The organism is Myroides sp. DF42-4-2, from assembly GCF_030326445.1.
Classification (GTDB): Bacteria; Bacteroidota; Bacteroidia; order Flavobacteriales; family Flavobacteriaceae; genus Flavobacterium.
This window is the reverse complement of record NZ_JACAKI010000007.1, coordinates 18,817-35,180: the sequence shown is the minus strand read 5'-3', so window position 1 is coordinate 35,180 and position 16,364 is coordinate 18,817. Positions and strand designations below refer to the sequence as shown.

The window sequence follows — 16,364 nt, the reverse complement described above, 5'->3', positions numbered from 1 at the left end:
TAGGTAAAAACAATATATAAATACCTTCTCTATTTGATTTATAAATAAACTCCCTTTTTTTAACATAAAACATAAGAAGCAGTAGGAGGACATTGTTTTTTGTACTTTATTTGAGGTATAAACGAAGACGTAAACCCATTTCCGTTAAAAGTAAATAGGAAGTGTCTGTTGGGGATACAAATACAGTAAAACGCAAACAACCCTGCCAATGCGTGGTATACGAAAAAAATAAAATGACAAAACCCCGTCTCCATAGACGGGGTTTTGTGTGGAGGCTTATTTGAGAGCCTCATTAGTTTGTGGAGAAATACATCCCCCAGGTTGAAAATTCTATAGGCTTGCCACAGTTTGCTGTCGATCAAAGGAAGTAAGCGCTGTACGGATTTGAAATTTATCGCAGAGAGCATCTAGGATACCCTCAAACAACTCCTTTAGTGCTACTAATTCCGACTGTTTCAATTGAGTCGCTTCGACATAAATGGCTACTTCATACTCATTATCGGTTAATTGTTCCCCCCATATTCCATCTTGTGTATCAATAAATAACCCTTCTATATTGAGATCTAGAAGACTTCGCCTAATCTCAGGCAACAAGAATACACAAGTATTGGGATTCATTGTGTGTACGTGGTATTGGCGGTCAAATTCCCGATCTAAAGTTCGGTATAAATTCCCATGGAAGAGATTGACTAAACGGTTGAGAAAACTCGCTTTTTCTATCCGAATCTTTAACGATTGAGGATAAGTAAACTTACAGTACACCCGAGTAAGCAGGGATTCATAACTTCTTGTTCCCACCGTACTGCTAAAAAAATAATTGTCAAAAACGACCGAAAAGCCCTTATATAAATGAATAGCCTTTGGAGAGTACCAATATTTTCGCTCCATAAACTGGGCGTTGATGCTGTCGCTAAATGTCTTCCAATATAGATTGTCTTTTTCTGTAAACATGAGGATAATAGTAAGCCAATAAGTATAAATTTAATAAAAAAATTCAATTATTTGGACGTTTATTGTGTTTATTACAATATTTTATTTAGCAGCTTTTATCTTTCGTTACCTGTTGTTGTGTTTTTGTATACGGTATACTAATAGCTATGCGATTAGCGAGAATGAAACTAGTCTAAGACTTAGAACAATAAGCAAGTATGTTACTTTATCTGGTATAAGTTGTATTTCCAAAAGAAGTATCCTCTAGGAACACCCAAACAAGAAGAAATACAACGCTAATTTTGAAGTGCACTTGCCAAAAAACAAGGTGAAATCAGCCTATACAAACGATTTTTACGCTAAAAAAGAAGGGGACTAAAAGTTCACCCTCTTTAGGAACGGAATAGTTTATTTTTTATGCGACTTAAGTGTACCTTGGAAATACCGAGATAAGAGGCAATATAATGCTGAGGTATGCGCTTGATTAATTCAGGCCGCGTCTCAAATAACTTGAGATAGCGTTGTTCTGGCGTTAATTGTATAAAAGAAAGGCTGTGATTGACATAGTCAAACGTGCGTTGAAAAATAACATCTATAAACAAATCCCTATATTCGGGATGATTTAAAGAACTGTCCAATAAGGGTTGAATATCTTCTTTATCAGCTACCCATACTTCTGTTGGCTCAATCGTTTCTAAAGTAAATGTGCTGGGTTGCCCTTTCCAAAAACTCTCAATAGACGAAACCAAGCTATTTTCTAAGAAAAACTGAAAAGTGACGTCCTGTCCTTCCCTATTCAACCATACGCGCATACATCCTTTTTTAATCCAAAACACCCTAGTTGCCACCTGCCCTTCTTCTAATACAATGGTTTTAGCAGGATATGACGCCGCCTTAAAATAGGGGCCGTAAGTAGCAATAAAGGTTTGCATTAAAGGCGAAGTAGGCTCAAATTTTTCAAACATAATTGTTCTTTTTGTTGGGAAATTGCCGGAAGTGGACACCACTAAATTACATTATTTTTTGATTGTTGAAATAAAAAAGGAGTGCCTACTGTTGATAGAACGAAACATTCCGCCTTCTTTTCGCCTGTTTTTATGTTGCTACTCCCTATCTTATTTTTTTAAACTTAACGACATAGTACCGGATCATTTTCCGTTTAAAAAAAAACGAAGATCTTCTTCTAACATAGGTCGTCACATAGTAGCCTTCCTTTTTTAACCTACTTACTAAGACCTCGGGAATATAGTTTATGACAATGCCATTTTTACCTCTTCGGGCACTTTTTTCTAATTTAGCAATAATAGAGTCATATTTTTTTAAAGAAGCTTTTATAGCAACATTATTCAAGTATTCTGGTGTGATTTTAGTTTGCATAGAATCTTAATTATTATAGAGAAATCGTTTTGAAATTAAACACAAAAAAACAACCAAAATCACAAAAAATTAGACTAAATCGTAAAAATAACTCACAATATACCTTTTATATTATATTTTTAGCATCATTGATGCAATTGTGATGATGCAAACATTCATCAAGCCTTCGATCGGCTTGCTTTATTGCTTCATATTATTTAAACGTTTGTTCTTCTAGTTAAACGCGCCTCCACTTGGCTAAAAATAAAAAAAGTGCAACTGAGTTTTTAGGCTCAGTTGCACTCTGTATGTACTTGCATACTACTATTTGCTACAATCCAATTGCATAGCGAAGTTGAATTCCAAAGCTGTAGTTCTTAAAGACTGCTTTGGAGCTTTCCTGAATACTGTTGTACTCTAAGGCATTGTTTAGCTCAGGCTTATAAACTAGGATATGCTCTTTGTTTTCATTAATGCTCGGCTTTTGATTGTTTAGCCCCAAGTCGAAGTATAATCCAACATATAGATTTTGATTTTCGCTAATGTTGTGTTTTACCCCCACTTCAGCAATCCATGCCCAACGATCTTTTAACTCAAGGTCTGGTTTGTGTTCAACTTTTTCCTGAAAACCAAAGCCCGCATAAAGTAATGCTTCGTCTAACAGCAAATTATAGGCAGGAAAGTAACCCGAAGTTTGCAAATTGTTCCACGTAACCGTTGGTTTACTGCTCATCATCAGGGAGAATTGAACGCCTGTTCGCACATATATCGCTGTTTCTGCTTCTCCTACATATTGCACGGTTAAAGGAATATTGACTTGATTCACCTTCCACTGTTCTTTAAACGTTTTTCCGTCATAAGAGAAGATGAATTTTTGATTATCCGAATCAATTTCCTCACTTTGACCTGTTAAATTCGAGCCAGTAAAATCCGTTGTATACATAGCATATTGGGCTCCAATACCTAAGCTCCATTGTCTACTTAGGTAATAATCATACTGTAAACCAATGGCTGTGTTGAATTTTAAATCACTCGAAATTTGACTAGGCAAGCTACCATAGTTCTGTAGCATGCCTGCCTTTACACTGACTGCTACTTCGTGTTGGTTGAAGTAGTGTCGACTGTATTGCGCCTGTACTTGTTGATAGCCTCCTACTAAAAGTCCTAGCGTTAGAATACCAATATATTTTTTCATCTGTAACTGAATTTAATTAGAAATTTACCTCTTTTTTAAAGTGGGTTCACTTGGTATGAACCCACTTTTTCTTTAAAAATAGTATTCTTTATTCTTTGACAATAAATTGAACACGTCGTTCTTTACCATCAATTTTCATTACTAAGAAATATGAACCAGAAGAAACAGTGGCAGGAATTTCAATGCGCATATCTCCTTTTTGAAGTTCACCTCCCTTAATAGTCTGTCCTTTGATATCGTAGATCATATAGCTCGCTGTTTCTTGTACTTGATTGTCCAACGTAATATGTAACATTTGGCTTTTCTGTACAGGATTCGGATAAACACTTAGGGTGTCTTCTACTTGATTTTCAATAACAATTGGACAGCTAATCATTTTCTTGCCATTGTGCAGGGTTACTTCTACGTGATAAATCGCTCCTGCTTCAAATTTACTGCCCGACTCACTTCCTGCAGCATAGAACTGTTTCTTACCTACAGACTCTCCGTCTTTAAACCACTCATAGGCAGTAAATACATAGCCTCCATTGGTCTCTTTGTTGTTGTTAACCAAAAGTAGATTACCGTATTTTTGGTGTACTAGAAGATCTGCAGCAATGCGTTTGTCAATGATCACTTTGTAGGTTTTTTCATTTCCATGGGCAGAAATAACTGTAATTAGTTGCTCGTATATACCGTAAGTAGGAACAGCAACTTCAAAGTAATCCGCTGGTTGTACCGTTACTCCTGATTCCACTTCAACCTCAATTACCACCACATCTTGTGGTTTATCACACCCTATAATCACATGCACTTCTTCTTCATCCGTGTTATAAGATACGCCGTCTATGATTAGATTGAGAATGGATGCATTTTGCTTAATTACTTCAATTTTTCTATCGATAGACAGTGCGGCATTGTAGTTTTCATTTCCTTCTTGACGTGCCGTAACAGTAACAAAACCAGGTTTTAAGAACTGAATATCCCCTGATGGAGTTACAGTTGCTATTTCTTGCTCTTCTACACGATCAATACTAAAGGTAACTGCCAATCCTGAACTCGCCTCTGCAACCAAGCGAAGTGTTGGCGTTTCTTCAAGGATAACCTGAACCGGCGCAACAAAGCGAAGCGTTTGATCTGCTTTTATAATAGTCAAAACTCCCTCTAGGGTAATTGGCTCAAAATTAGCTCCATAATCTACCTGAGCGGTTACTGTATAACTGCCAACATTCGTATGGCTGTTATTCGTATAGGTAATTACCGCATCTGCAGGAATATCCCCTTGAACAACAAGTGATTTTGGCGTTCCATCATATACATAGGTTGCATTAGCCAAAGTAAGCCCTTCAATGTGTCCACTAGTGATCTCAAATTGAGCTCCCGTAAACGATGCCAAGGTATAGTTAGCTCTTGGAGCAAGTGTTCCCTGTGAAATAGCATACGTACCAATGTCTTCCCCTGCTTCACGCTCTAAACGACCTGTAAAAGAACTCAAAACGTAATCTCCCCTTTGTAGCCCTTCTACTGTATAAGCTAGCACTGGATCTGCCTGACCAAATACTTTTTGTTGATCAGCTGTCACCACTACGTGTACTGCGGCTGGAGTAATAGTAAATTGCGATTGATTGGCAATTACAAACGTATAATTTGAAGGCTGGGTGTGTAAACTACCTATACTATAGAAATAACGACCTACATTTTCGCTTCCTAATCGTTGAATCGTCCCTCTCACAACACCTTCTCTCGTATCGTTAAATTGGAATCCACTAATCTCATACTGGAATACAGGATCTGGTTGTCCATAAATCTTCGTCGCCCCTTCTGGATAAACGCTTAACACGGCTGGTGTTATAGTAAATGCAGCACTATGGAAAACAAGTTGGTAGTTCGGATTAGTACTTGCTAAAATCCCTTGATTAATTGCATAGGTTGCTACATTCTCTCCAGCTTCACGCATCAAGTTTCCATCTAAAAGTGTTTCTACTGTATCATTGTTTTTGAATCCTGTTGCCTCAAAAGTAAGTGTCGGATCTGCCTCTCCATACACTTTTGTTTGTGGCGCTGCCGTAATTGTTAATTCGGCCTGTTTAATGATAAAGTCCTCTCCTATAAAGGTAACCTCATAGTTCGGTCCAACTTCAAGTGTGCCTATTTCAATTGGATAAGTTCCCGTAGATTCACCTGCTTCTCTTGCCAATGCCCCTGTAAATGAAGTTGTTGTGTCCGCATATTTTAAACCAGTGGTGGTATAGGTCAATGTAGGCTCTTCATCTCCATAAGCTTTCTCTTGTCCTTCATCTACTGCAATTTCTAATGCTGCAGGCGTAACAGTTAACGTAAACGCAACATCTTGTGCTGGTAAATACATTCCACTTCCTACTTGACTCGCTGTGATAGTAGTTGTTCCTACTCCCTTTATTACTAATTCTCCTTCCTCAACTATAGCAACTTCTTCATTTGCTACAGCATAGGTTAAAGGAAGTCCGCTACTTGATGATCCGTGAATAAAAGGTTCTTCTCCGTATACTTTGGTTACATCTTCTACTGTAATTTCCTGTAACTCTGCGGCTTCTACCATAAAGGTAAAAGGTCCCGTCCATTCTTCACAGTATTGTCCGCGAATATAAACATCATAAGTTGTTTCTGCTTCTAGATCCTCAAATACATAAGGACTTAAGATATCATTTACAACTGTACCTTCGCCTAATTCAAAATCTTCTAATCCATATTGAATATCAAATTTAGCTGCTTCTGATTCAATAGTTAAAGTAGGCCCATCACTTGTAGAAACATCTATTGTAGCTTCTTCTATCTCATAACATGGAATACCTCCTGAAATATCAAAATCATCAATTGCTACATAGAAATCATCTCCTCTGAAAACTTTTAAATTTGTCTCTATTTTAATTTTGACATATTGTCCTACATACGAAGTCATATCTTTGGTATAAGTACTCCAGCCTGATTGAACATCGTTATTTATTGTAGCTATTCGCGTATATGTTGCTCCATAATTTGTTGAAAATGAAATAACAATATCAGCTACTCCTGCAGTAGGTGAAGAATTTCCGAATGTATTTTTGAACAAATACTTAAATGAAAATATATCTTCATTTAAAATAGGTCCTACATTAATAGTTGATACTGTAGCATAATCATTGCTCCAAAGCCAATCATCATATAAATTGGTAGCTAAACTATTTCCAGTTGTTGTAGCAAATTCTTCATACTCCCAGTTACTTGAACTTGGAGCTTCCCATCCAAAAGGCAAATTGTCATTTTCTTCAGAAAAATCTTCATGCCAAGGTGTTGGCTTTACTAATGGCGTTCTAAACGTAAAAGGTCCTTGCCATAAGCTATGATCATTCTCACCACAGACTGTACGAACATAAAATTTATATTCTGTTGATACGTTTAGATTTGAAAGCGTTAAAGGATTTGATACTCCTTGGTGTGTTGGTGTACCTGTGGCAACTTCTCCTGCAGTAACATTAACAAGTTCAACATCAAACAATGTAGCAGTACTGGTCCATCCCAATATATATTTAATTGCTGTTACTCTTTCCGCAGTTTGATTTGAAGGTGCAGCACATGTAGGCTCAGGAACAACTGAAAGAGTGTAATCTTCTGCTTCACCGTATTTAAATTGTGCCTCTCCACATGCCTCAAAAGAATAAGTATAATACTGAGAGCGAATTCTAATGCGATAATCTCCTAAAGGCAAGTTAGCTGGTACTGTAAATGTACCTGTTGTATTACCTGCTGAAGAATACGTTAAATGGGAAGCAACCAATTCTGAATCATCAAAAACAAAATCATTATTAAAATCGATCCAAATTTTAATTGCTGTAGAAGAAGGAAGATTTACTGCATAACTCACCTCTCCTCCAGGTGATTGTGTAACCTTCATATCTGAAAAATTGCTATAAGCATTTGCTGTCCCATTATTAAGGTTATCGATATTAGTATATCCGCCTGTTGTCTTTACGCCATTAATTCTATTGGAATTATTAGCCCCAGTTACTTGACAATATTCGGTATAAAAAGAATAAGAAATCGGTATACTAAAACTATCGGTTCCACATTTTGAACGCATATGGATGTAATAAAGGGTATTAGGGGTCAAATCAGACAATGCAAGCGACGTCTGCGTAGTTGTTAACCATGTGGTAGGAGTTGTATTTGAAGTGCTAACTGCATATTCATAAAGCGTAGTGTTACTGCTTCCTAACCAAGATATCTCCGCTGAAGTAAACGAAGTTAGACTTGAAGAAAAATTAAATGGTGGTCTACAACTTGATACAGTACCTATAAGCTGAATTTGTGGTAGCTGTGACTCTAAACTACTAGCTGTTGGTGGTGTAGCAGGTGTAGGATTTGTAGAATCATTTCGATATAAAATACCACGGTTTACAACACTATTATACATTCTAAATGTTGGCGCGCTTGACCAACCTGGTGTTTTCTCATGTACAGCAATAACAATATTATCTCCTGTATAATTAAAAGGAGTTGTCAATGTAATTTCAAACCAATTATTTGATACCGCTGTAATCGTTCCATTAAAAACTTCAGTTAAATCCGTTAAGGGAATCCAATCAGTAGTGGTGTTAAATACTTCTTTTGTTGTATTACCCATATAAACTGTCCAGTTATTCCAAACACTTAATGTTCCGATATTAGTCGCATAATAACGGATCTTCGTTATAGGTCCTACTCCACCTCCTTGTAGCCCATATTCTGATGCTGTTACAATTTGTTGGCTGTAATTAAAATTGAAATTTGTTACAGGAATTGTAGTGCCACCAGTCCTCGTTTCGTTTCCATCTCCAATTTGGAAAGCATTTTCTGCTGTAAAGGTTAAAGGACCTGCCCAAGCACTGAAACCATCCGTTGCACAATTTCTACGAACATAAACATCATACCTTTGTCCTTCAGTTAAACCAGAAAGATCATGCGCTGTACTTGTAGTAGTTATGGTTGTTCCTGCTGATACTACATCAAAACCAGTTGCACCATATTTTACTTCGAAAGATGTGCCGCTACTCACCCAACTTAAAACAATTCCAGAAGATGTAATTCCGTTACCAGCAAAAGCAGTAGGTTTTGGGCAAACGGGTATATATTCTGCTGAAACAGCAAAAATATTCAAAAAACCAGTGGAGCTACTCGTCTTTGTAAAAGATATCTGCTGGATAAGTTTGCTTTGATTGGCTTGCTCAATCGCAATAGGAACCTGAAATATCTTCGGGTTTGTCGTATTGTTATCTGGGTTTCCACTACCGCGTGGTACTCTACCAATACCTTGGATAGCGGCAGGAGATGTTCCCGTGTCATACCAATCTGGGACAGACTGAGAACCAAAAGCTTGTGTTGTCCCATCCGTAAAGGTTATCGTCCCTGTAAAGGTCGATGCACTACTACCCGAAGTGGCTAAAATAAAAAGCTTAGTAATTGGAAAAGCACTTGTTAAAGCTAATGTGCCTCCCGAATTAAGCTCATTGAGCTTTAATACATTATTTCCATCGTAGGGTGCCAATTGAAATTGCAATCCTGGCGTTGCACTAGCAATAGATGTAATTAATCCATTCGCGGGAAGTCCAACGGTTGCTCCTGGGTAGGACCTGGACATAAAAGCATTATTTGCCCCACTACTCGTCGCATCTACTGCTGATGTAGTAAAGGTTGATGCGGGACTGTTTTCCGCAATAACATCTTCGTTAAAACCAGAACTGATGGTTAGAGGCATGTACTCTTGTCCTCTAACCATATGAACCGATAATAACATCAAACTCAATAGGAGTTTAAAAAGTAATTGTTTATTCATAATCATTATTTGGTTAGTTTCATTAGTATTTCTATAGGTAAGGGTTATTTTACTGTTAATATCTACATCTTATTTTTGCACTTTTTAATAAAAGATACCGTTAAAAAAAATAATACGCTTTTTTAGTATTTTCAAATAATTACTAATATAGTAATTTAAATAACATTACGTTATTACTAATGATAAAAATATAAACTTTATTCATATTGACTTTTGCTAAAAACACAGATATAAGTTTAATGTTAATAAAAACCCAATTTACAAACAACACTTCGTTGTACTAAAACAGTGTTTTGTCCATTTAAAACAATTTTTTCTCTTGTCTTTACCCAGGTTTTTTACGCTATTTTTGTAATAAAAAATATATGATCACAAACCTATTCAGAAGAGTTTTGGATTTTATTGGATTCACTCCGTATAAGTTGCCTTTGGCTCAAGTTTCAGCAATTACCACTGTAACGCCATCTGTTAAGGTTATTCAACTCAAAGGGGATTTTAAAAACTTACAGTTTAGCAGCGGTTCTTATCTCAGTCTTAAACTCAACTATATACAGACGAGAAAATACACTATATCTCAGCTAGACAAGGACAACGGAACTCTTGAGTTAATCGCTTACCTTCACCCCAATGGAGGTACAGGGCAACATTTTATGCATCAACTTAAAATGGGGGATACTATAAGCATGAATAGCTTACATGCGAATAGCAATTACTTAGCGATTTCTACAGCTAGCTTTATTTTTTTCGGAGATGAAACCTCGTTGGGATTGGCGTATTCCCTCTGTCAAAAATGGAAGGAGAAGCAGTATAAATACTTGTTCCTATTTGAGTTAGACGAAGAAAACAAAACAGCTCCCTTGGCGTTGGGTATTGAACAATCCCTCGTTTTTCCCAAAAAAAAAACCTTTCGAAGCGAAAGGTTAATCAGTCAGTTGGATCCTATTGTGATGCCTGAGTGGAAAGAGGCAGTATTCTTGTTGACAGGAGATGCAAAATCGATTCAAATTTTTAGAAAAGTCATCAAAGATAAAACAATGAGTAAAGTCTATACTCGAGGCTATTGGGTAGAAGGTATTGAAGGGTTATAATTCCAGCTGTAAAATGGGATAGGGCTTTCCTTGTCCATCCACCTCCAATCTGTTTATTACTTTAAACCCCAGATATTCATAAAAGCCTAAGGCTTGTGTATTCTGCTCATTGACCTCTACTTTACGAATACCTTGCTCTTGCATACCGAACTGAATAAGCGCCTTACCTATTCCACGGCCTCTTGTGGTTTCATCAATAAAAAGCATCTCCAAACTGTTGCCCGAAATTCCCATAAATCCTACTAATTCACCCTCTTCTTCGTATCCCCAAAGGGTTACAAATGAAAAATAAGAAGGTAAATGTGTTTTGTAATAGCTAAAATCTTCCGATGTTAAGAAATCATGAGTCGCTAAAACAGCACTTTCCCAAATGCACAATAAGCGGGGATAATCTGTTGTGTTGATTGGTCGTATCATCCTATTTAATTTTTAAAGTAGTGCAAAGGTCATCTCTTTTATTCACGTTCTACTGAACCCAAGTTAAAAAATGCGCTTGCGAATTCTGCTCAACGCCTGAGGAGTAATGCCTAAAAAAGAGGCAATATCCTTCAATGGGATGGAGTGAATTGCAGCGCCAAAAGTAGACCTTAGTTCCACATAATACTCCTCAGGCGAATACTTGATTAAAGCCACTTGCCGATGTAATAATCGATCCAATAAACGAGCTGTCAAGTTTTCAAAAAGAGGTGTAAGTGCTGGAATAGCAGCATATAGCGCACCTATTTCCTCTTTTTTAATGCAATAAATTTCACAATCAACCAAGGTCTGTACATTAAAAGTAGCCCTTTCACCCAAAGTAAGGGAAATATTGGACATGGAAAATGTTCCCTCCTTACAAAACCAAAACGTCTGTTCTACTCCATGCTGATCCAATATCCAACAACGCAATATCCCACTATACACAAAGTAGCTATACGTCTCAATCTCTCCTTCTCGAATCAAAAAGGTGTTCTTTTTCACTGGCCTATACTCAAAAAAAGAATCGAATAGTTTTTCTTCTTCCGCTGTAAACACCCTGTCTTTTATCTCAAATTCACCTAATAATTTTTGTAATAACATAGCCGATCTCATCTAAATAGTAAAATAACTACATCAAAACTATATATGCAATAGATGGTAGAGGCACTAAAAAACCTTTTTTCAGAAGGAAACGGGTAATAGCCATAAAAAAAGCAAGTGTACGTATCTGTACACTCGCCTTTATAAAAGGAGATTCACTAGTATCAAGTCATCGTTCGATACTCCCTTTTGGTATGTAATACGGCGCTCCGGCCTTGTGTTATCGATTGGCAAGCCAGTCTTTCTTAGTCAACCGACTGACGTATTCAACGCAATAATCACCCGTTGCTTCATTTCTTTGATTTTCGATGCGATGAGAATGCTTAAATCCACATTTTTCTTGTGCTCGTCTAGATTTCTCATTATCCTCATAAAATACACACCAAAGGTCAGTGAACGCTAAATTTTCGAAACTATGTGCAATAATCGCCTCTAGCGCTTCTGGTATTAAACCTTGCCCCCAAAATGGAACACCTAGCCAGTACGCCACTTCGCCCTCAGAGGAAGAAATTGGCAAATGACTATCTTCTCCTACTAATAAACCAATACAACCAATAGCGCGGTTATTTTCTTTTAAAGCAAGGGCGTAAATCTCTGGCTTAGAAAATACCTCTTCTATAACCGTGATACTCTCTTCCACACTGCTATGAGCTGGCCATCCTGCCGCTGGTCCAATTTGTTCTTCCTTTGCATAGCGAAATAAATCTTCTGCATCACTTAATGCCCAAGGCCTTAAGATTAATCGATCTGTTGTTAATTTCATCTTTTACTTCTTTATTTATATCTAGGACAAAAGTAAAGCAGGTCTTCCTCTGTTTTTAGTCTACTATTTGCGCTATTTCGGTACTTTTGAAAACTATCGTAAAGAATAGTAGAATAAAATGAATAATTTTACACAACTATCCAAACTATGTCATGCAGGACTTCGATTTAAAAAAGACAGCTATAAGCCTATCGCACGGCCCTATATCCTTTAGCGAACAGCTCAATTATCCGCTTTCGCTTTCCTATCTCGTTGTGATTATTTGCCTAAGAGGTGAAGCAACGCTAAGTGTTAACTTTACAGACTATATCATCAACAAAAACACCCTTACCGTTTTATCCAGTGATGATGTGGTGATTGTACAACAAAAAACCGACGAGTTCTCTGCTTATATTTACGGGATTGATCGTTCACTCGCCAGCGAAATAGCGTATCACCTCCCCAATACGTTGTTTGGATTTTTGCACGACTATCCTGTCCTTCAAATGACAAGTGAACAGCGCACACAGTTGGAATTTTGGATATTACAACTCAACTATTTCTTAGAACAGTCTAGTACATACCTTGATCGTATCATCTGTAATCACTTTCAAAACCTCTTTTTACACCTGGTCAATTATATCGATGGATACGATCAACTGAGGAAGAAAAAAATTAGTAGAAAGGAAGAACACTGTTGGAAATTTTGGGAACTTATAGGGCAATATGCCAAAACCAATCGAGATGTTGCCTTTTATGCAGATCTACTGCATATTACCCCATTTTATTTGGCTCAAATTTCAAAAAGCCATCTCAACGACCTTCCGAAAGACCTCATTAATAGACAGGTTATTCTCGAAATAAAAAACTTACTCCTAACTACAGATAAGAGCATTGGTACAATTGCAGAAGAATTAAACTTTGTAGACCCTTCCTATATGGGGCGATTTTTTAAAAGAGAGACGGGAGTTTCATTAAGTATGTATAGAAAGTGAGACAATTACAGGGATAGAAGATGTTTTCGAGTCTAAGGAGCACACCTTTTGAATACTGCTAAGCGCAAGGCCTCTATGTGGGATTTCTCCTTGTTATAACCAGTATAACCTAGAGGGCTTACCTCGAGTCAACCGAAATAATTCGCCTATGTATAGCCCAAAGGACTAAACCCACAATGCTCTTTGTTCCAGTTTTGACAAAGAGGACACTTTTGTAGTTCTCCACTGTTTTTGGCGATATGAAAAGGCGTTTGCCTATTTCTTTTGCCGTGTATTGTTGGGCCAAAAGATAGAGGATATCTACTTCTCGCTTAGAAATATTAAACTGCTTGAGCGTTGACGTTTCTGCATGGTCATACACAGCTTCTTTTAAATAGGTAAACTGCTCCTTATCCAGATAATGTCCCTTCTGCACAACCTCGTATAAAAGTATTAAAAATTCACTTAACTTGATGTTTTTGGGTAGGTAACACGAAACACCTAAATTCATCATATACTCAATTAAAACAGGATTGTATTGGGTGGTTACGATCACTATAGGAACGCCAAACGCTGCTTGTTTCAAATGTACTAACAATTCCTCCATATGCTTGTCTCCCAATTGAAAATCCATAATTATTAAATCCATTTTTGAACAGTGACTCATAACTAATTCGTACAGATTGCTACTACCCCCAAAAGAGTAACAAACCTCAAAGTCTTTTGATGCGTTTAAAAATTCTGTCAATAGTTCTCGTATTAACGTATCGTCTTCTACAAGTGTGATTTTATATTTCATCCGGTATAGCTGCTATTAGATTTGTTCCACAATAAGAGAAGTTTACTTAAAATCTTTCACGTACGAGTATGAGTAAAAGCAAGTCGAGATAAACAGAGAATGGAATTGTTTGAGCAAACAATTGTACAACTGCCAAAGGTAATTTGCCCGTCCACCGTCCAACACAAGATACTAAACAAATAGTACGCCATATCGAGATAAGAATGGGATGAATTCCTCAAAAAGTGACAGCGAATAGTGGGATCCCCTCAGCTATATAGCTAAAAAAAGGGAATTTCACTGGATAATTCCAGTAATTATACCCTAGGACGATACGTATTCCAAGCGTAATTTCAAGTAAACTAAAAACAGAAAAGTTATGGAAGTAAATTTAGTATCCATGTCCCAACAATTTACGGGACTACCAATGGACGCCTTGATAGGTGGCCCATTGAATGCAGCGGCAGATGCTAATGCAAAAATGGCACTCTCACAGACCAAGTTTATTTTAGACACTTGTTTTGTGAAAAGCGGAACTGATTCTTCTATTTCATATCAAGCCATTCTGGTTACTATGAAACTCAACAGATCCGTTAGGCAAGACGAGCAAACCACAACCCAAGTAGAAACAGTCTTTCAGCTCCCTCTAATGACGCTTATCCCCCTCAATGCACTTGCAGTTGATCAAGTCGATATTCACTTTGATATGGAAGTCTACTCCAGCTATGTAGCTGAAGAAACTTCAGAAACAAAAGAGCAAAAAGCAGCTGAGGCTTCCTTAGAAGCCAAAATAGGTTTTGGGGTTTTTTCAGCTGAAGTTAGAGGAAAAGTAAGTTATGATGCTTCACAAACAAGCAGTGAAAATCAACAGTACAAAAAAAGTAATGCTGCCAAATACAGCGTGAGCGTTCACGCAGGCCAGCTTCCGCTTTCAACGGGTGTAACTACCCTACTCGATCTTTTTTCAAAAGCCATGGACCCTGTAAATATACAGCAACAAACTAGCCCGCAGACTATTCCGCAGACTAGCCCGCAACCTAATGCGCAAAACCAAAATCAACTAACGGAATAAAGGAGTTACAAGTCTAAAAAAGATCTCCCAACATTCCTCTAAAAACAGGAATCATGAACCAACCGAACACATCGCTCAAAAAGAGTAAAAAACAAGATTCAGAAATCAATATTGAATCGCTGATCTCTGCTCCTTTGGTTGCACTTTCAAAAGCCAATACACTACTGTTAAATGGTCAGCTATATGCACTACTCGATCAGTACTTTACCAAAGTAGATGCACAAGATAACAATCGAGCTACTGCAGCCCTAGAACTATATCAACCCAAGCTCATTCACTTGGTATTGACCACATTTCAACAAGTAGGACAAGAGCGCATAAAACAAGAAATTGTAGTAGAAGTTCCCCTCTTATCTATCGTTCCGCTTAATTCAATAGCCCTAAAGCAAGCGCAACTAAAGTTTAATCTGGATATTACCTCTAGTACGAGTTACCTCAATCCAAGCAATGCTATAATTGAACGGCATGCTCAGCTCCACGGCAAAGTATCTACCGCAAAACCCACGCCTGCGAATCAGGGGAAAGACCACAGCAAGCAACAGTTCTTGCGCTTGGATATCCAAATGGAGGCACTGCCACTACCCTTGGGCATTTTGACCCTTCTCGATATCTATGCAAAAAATATTCAACCTATTAATACTTAAATCCCATGGAAATTCTAACTAGCCGTATTAACTGCCCAAATTGCCACACTCCCGTTGAGTTAGAGCTCGTGCAATTGCTAATGGGAACCAAATTTAGTTGCTCAAATTGTCAATCGTTAATTAGCTTGTCTTCGGATAGTCAGGCAGTAGTAAAACAAGCGATACAATTGTATCATACATCAATCGAAAAAACAAAAGCCAAATGACGACAATCAGTGTAAAAAAATTTATTGAAGCCCTACATCTAGCGATTTTAAATGCAAATGATCAGATAACAGAAAAAAATCTGACCTTGTTGGATCATTATTTTGAGGAAAGAGAAGTTGAATTTGTTGACCCGACAGGCGAACGCATAAGCCGAAAAACAAGAATTCCCAAAACCTTACTCCTCAACTACCCAGAGAATATATTCAAAGATCAGGAAAATCAAGCGCCTACTCTTGCAGAAATGAATCCAATTGAAGTCCCTTTAATCGCCTTAATTCCCTTGGAAATCTGCAGCATCCAAAAAGCGACGTTTTCCCTTGATTTTAACCTAGAAGTCCAGAAAGAGGAACTCCTTTTAGACCTTGGAAAGTCTTGTGCTATTTCCTTCAAGAAAAAACCACCTAAGAGCAAGGGAAGACTGAAAATAACGCTGCGTCCACATCCTCCAACACAAGGGTTTAAACACCTAAGTGAAACCTATGAAAATTATATTAGAAGACAAGTACATTAACC

General features: G+C 37.5%; 13 protein-coding genes. 5 read left to right on the top strand and 8 right to left on the bottom strand.

Going from position 1 to position 16,364, the window contains the following annotated elements; all coding sequences use genetic code 11:
* Positions 1–330 precede the first annotated feature (330 nt).
* The 4 genes from HX062_RS07100 to HX062_RS07085 form a co-directional block, all read right to left on the bottom strand.
* The gene (locus HX062_RS07100) at positions 331–951 is read right to left on the bottom strand and encodes a hypothetical protein (RefSeq protein ID WP_286466925.1); all 621 of its coding nucleotides are present in this window, start codon (positions 949–951) and stop codon (positions 331–333) included.
* A gap of 371 nt (positions 952–1,322) precedes the next feature.
* Complete coding sequence (locus tag HX062_RS07095; protein ID WP_182627564.1) at positions 1,323–1,895, bottom strand: Crp/Fnr family transcriptional regulator; 573 nt, start codon at positions 1,893–1,895, stop codon at positions 1,323–1,325.
* 722 nt (positions 1,896–2,617) lie between these two features.
* Complete coding sequence (locus tag HX062_RS07090) at positions 2,618–3,481, bottom strand: outer membrane beta-barrel protein (protein WP_182627562.1); 864 nt, start codon at positions 3,479–3,481, stop codon at positions 2,618–2,620.
* Between the two features lie 88 nt (positions 3,482–3,569).
* A complete protein-coding gene (locus tag HX062_RS07085) occupies positions 3,570–9,287 on the bottom strand; it encodes an MBG domain-containing protein (protein ID WP_286466924.1) in 5,718 nt (1,905 codons plus the stop codon).
* A gap of 365 nt (positions 9,288–9,652) precedes the next feature.
* Between HX062_RS07085 and HX062_RS07080 the strand changes: the two genes are divergently transcribed.
* The gene (locus HX062_RS07080) at positions 9,653–10,375 is read left to right on the top strand and encodes an FAD-binding oxidoreductase (RefSeq protein WP_286466922.1); all 723 of its coding nucleotides are present in this window, start codon (positions 9,653–9,655) and stop codon (positions 10,373–10,375) included.
* Here the strand turns inward: HX062_RS07080 and HX062_RS07075 are convergent.
* The 3 genes from HX062_RS07075 to HX062_RS07065 all read right to left on the bottom strand — a co-directional run bounded on the left by HX062_RS07075 (position 10,370) and on the right by HX062_RS07065 (position 12,197).
* A complete protein-coding gene (locus tag HX062_RS07075) occupies positions 10,370–10,792 on the bottom strand; it encodes a GNAT family N-acetyltransferase (protein ID WP_286466921.1) in 423 nt (140 codons plus the stop codon). The genes HX062_RS07080 and HX062_RS07075 overlap by 6 nt on opposite strands.
* A gap of 63 nt (positions 10,793–10,855) precedes the next feature.
* Positions 10,856–11,434 carry a Crp/Fnr family transcriptional regulator gene (locus tag HX062_RS07070; protein WP_286466920.1) on the bottom strand — a complete coding sequence of 193 codons (579 nt, stop codon included), beginning with the start codon at positions 11,432–11,434 and terminating at the stop codon, positions 10,856–10,858.
* A gap of 220 nt (positions 11,435–11,654) precedes the next feature.
* On the bottom strand, positions 11,655–12,197 hold the full coding sequence (locus tag HX062_RS07065) for a GNAT family N-acetyltransferase (protein ID WP_286466919.1): 543 nt from the start codon (positions 12,195–12,197) through the stop codon (positions 11,655–11,657).
* 152 nt (positions 12,198–12,349) lie between these two features.
* On the opposite strand from HX062_RS07065, the gene HX062_RS07060 reads away from it, so the two are divergent.
* Entirely contained in the window at positions 12,350–13,171 is an 822-nt protein-coding gene (locus HX062_RS07060; RefSeq protein WP_286466917.1) for an AraC family transcriptional regulator, read from the top strand.
* A 118-nt stretch (positions 13,172–13,289) separates the two neighbouring features.
* Here the strand turns inward: HX062_RS07060 and HX062_RS07055 are convergent, their stop codons facing one another.
* Positions 13,290–13,949, bottom strand: coding sequence for a response regulator transcription factor (locus HX062_RS07055; RefSeq protein WP_286466916.1), 660 nt, complete (start codon positions 13,947–13,949; stop codon positions 13,290–13,292).
* Positions 13,950–14,307: 358 nt separating this feature from the next.
* On the opposite strand from HX062_RS07055, the gene HX062_RS07050 reads away from it, so the two are divergent.
* The 3 genes from HX062_RS07050 (at position 14,308) to HX062_RS07040 (ending at position 16,362) form a co-directional block, all read left to right on the top strand.
* Complete coding sequence (locus HX062_RS07050) at positions 14,308–15,000, top strand: DUF2589 domain-containing protein (RefSeq protein WP_286466915.1); 693 nt, start codon at positions 14,308–14,310, stop codon at positions 14,998–15,000.
* Between the two features lie 53 nt (positions 15,001–15,053).
* Entirely contained in the window at positions 15,054–15,644 is a 591-nt protein-coding gene (locus tag HX062_RS07045) for a DUF2589 domain-containing protein (RefSeq protein WP_286466914.1), read from the top strand.
* A 202-nt stretch (positions 15,645–15,846) separates the two neighbouring features.
* Positions 15,847–16,362: a DUF2589 domain-containing protein gene (locus HX062_RS07040; protein WP_286466913.1), complete on the top strand. Its 516-nt coding sequence runs from the start codon at positions 15,847–15,849 to the stop codon at positions 16,360–16,362.
* Positions 16,363–16,364: the final 2 nt, after the last annotated feature.

Coding starts and splice junctions, on each gene's coding strand:
- HX062_RS07100 (WP_286466925.1), bottom strand. CDS start 951: ATGTTTACAGAAAAAGACAATCTATATTGGAAGACATTTAGCGACAGC.
- HX062_RS07070 (WP_286466920.1), bottom strand. CDS start 11,434: ATGTTATTACAAAAATTATTAGGTGAATTTGAGATAAAAGACAGGGTG.
- HX062_RS07055 (WP_286466916.1), bottom strand. CDS start 13,949: ATGAAATATAAAATCACACTTGTAGAAGACGATACGTTAATACGAGAA.
- HX062_RS07080 (WP_286466922.1), top strand. CDS start 9,653: ATGATCACAAACCTATTCAGAAGAGTTTTGGATTTTATTGGATTCACT.
- HX062_RS07045 (WP_286466914.1), top strand. CDS start 15,054: ATGAACCAACCGAACACATCGCTCAAAAAGAGTAAAAAACAAGATTCA.
- HX062_RS07075 (WP_286466921.1), bottom strand. CDS start 10,792: ATGATACGACCAATCAACACAACAGATTATCCCCGCTTATTGTGCATT.
- HX062_RS07095 (WP_182627564.1), bottom strand. CDS start 1,895: ATGTTTGAAAAATTTGAGCCTACTTCGCCTTTAATGCAAACCTTTATT.
- HX062_RS07060 (WP_286466917.1), top strand. CDS start 12,350: ATGCAGGACTTCGATTTAAAAAAGACAGCTATAAGCCTATCGCACGGC.
- HX062_RS07090 (WP_182627562.1), bottom strand. CDS start 3,481: ATGAAAAAATATATTGGTATTCTAACGCTAGGACTTTTAGTAGGAGGC.
- HX062_RS07065 (WP_286466919.1), bottom strand. CDS start 12,197: ATGAAATTAACAACAGATCGATTAATCTTAAGGCCTTGGGCATTAAGT.
- HX062_RS07085 (WP_286466924.1), bottom strand. CDS start 9,287: ATGAATAAACAATTACTTTTTAAACTCCTATTGAGTTTGATGTTATTA.
- HX062_RS07040 (WP_286466913.1), top strand. CDS start 15,847: ATGACGACAATCAGTGTAAAAAAATTTATTGAAGCCCTACATCTAGCG.
- HX062_RS07050 (WP_286466915.1), top strand. CDS start 14,308: ATGGAAGTAAATTTAGTATCCATGTCCCAACAATTTACGGGACTACCA.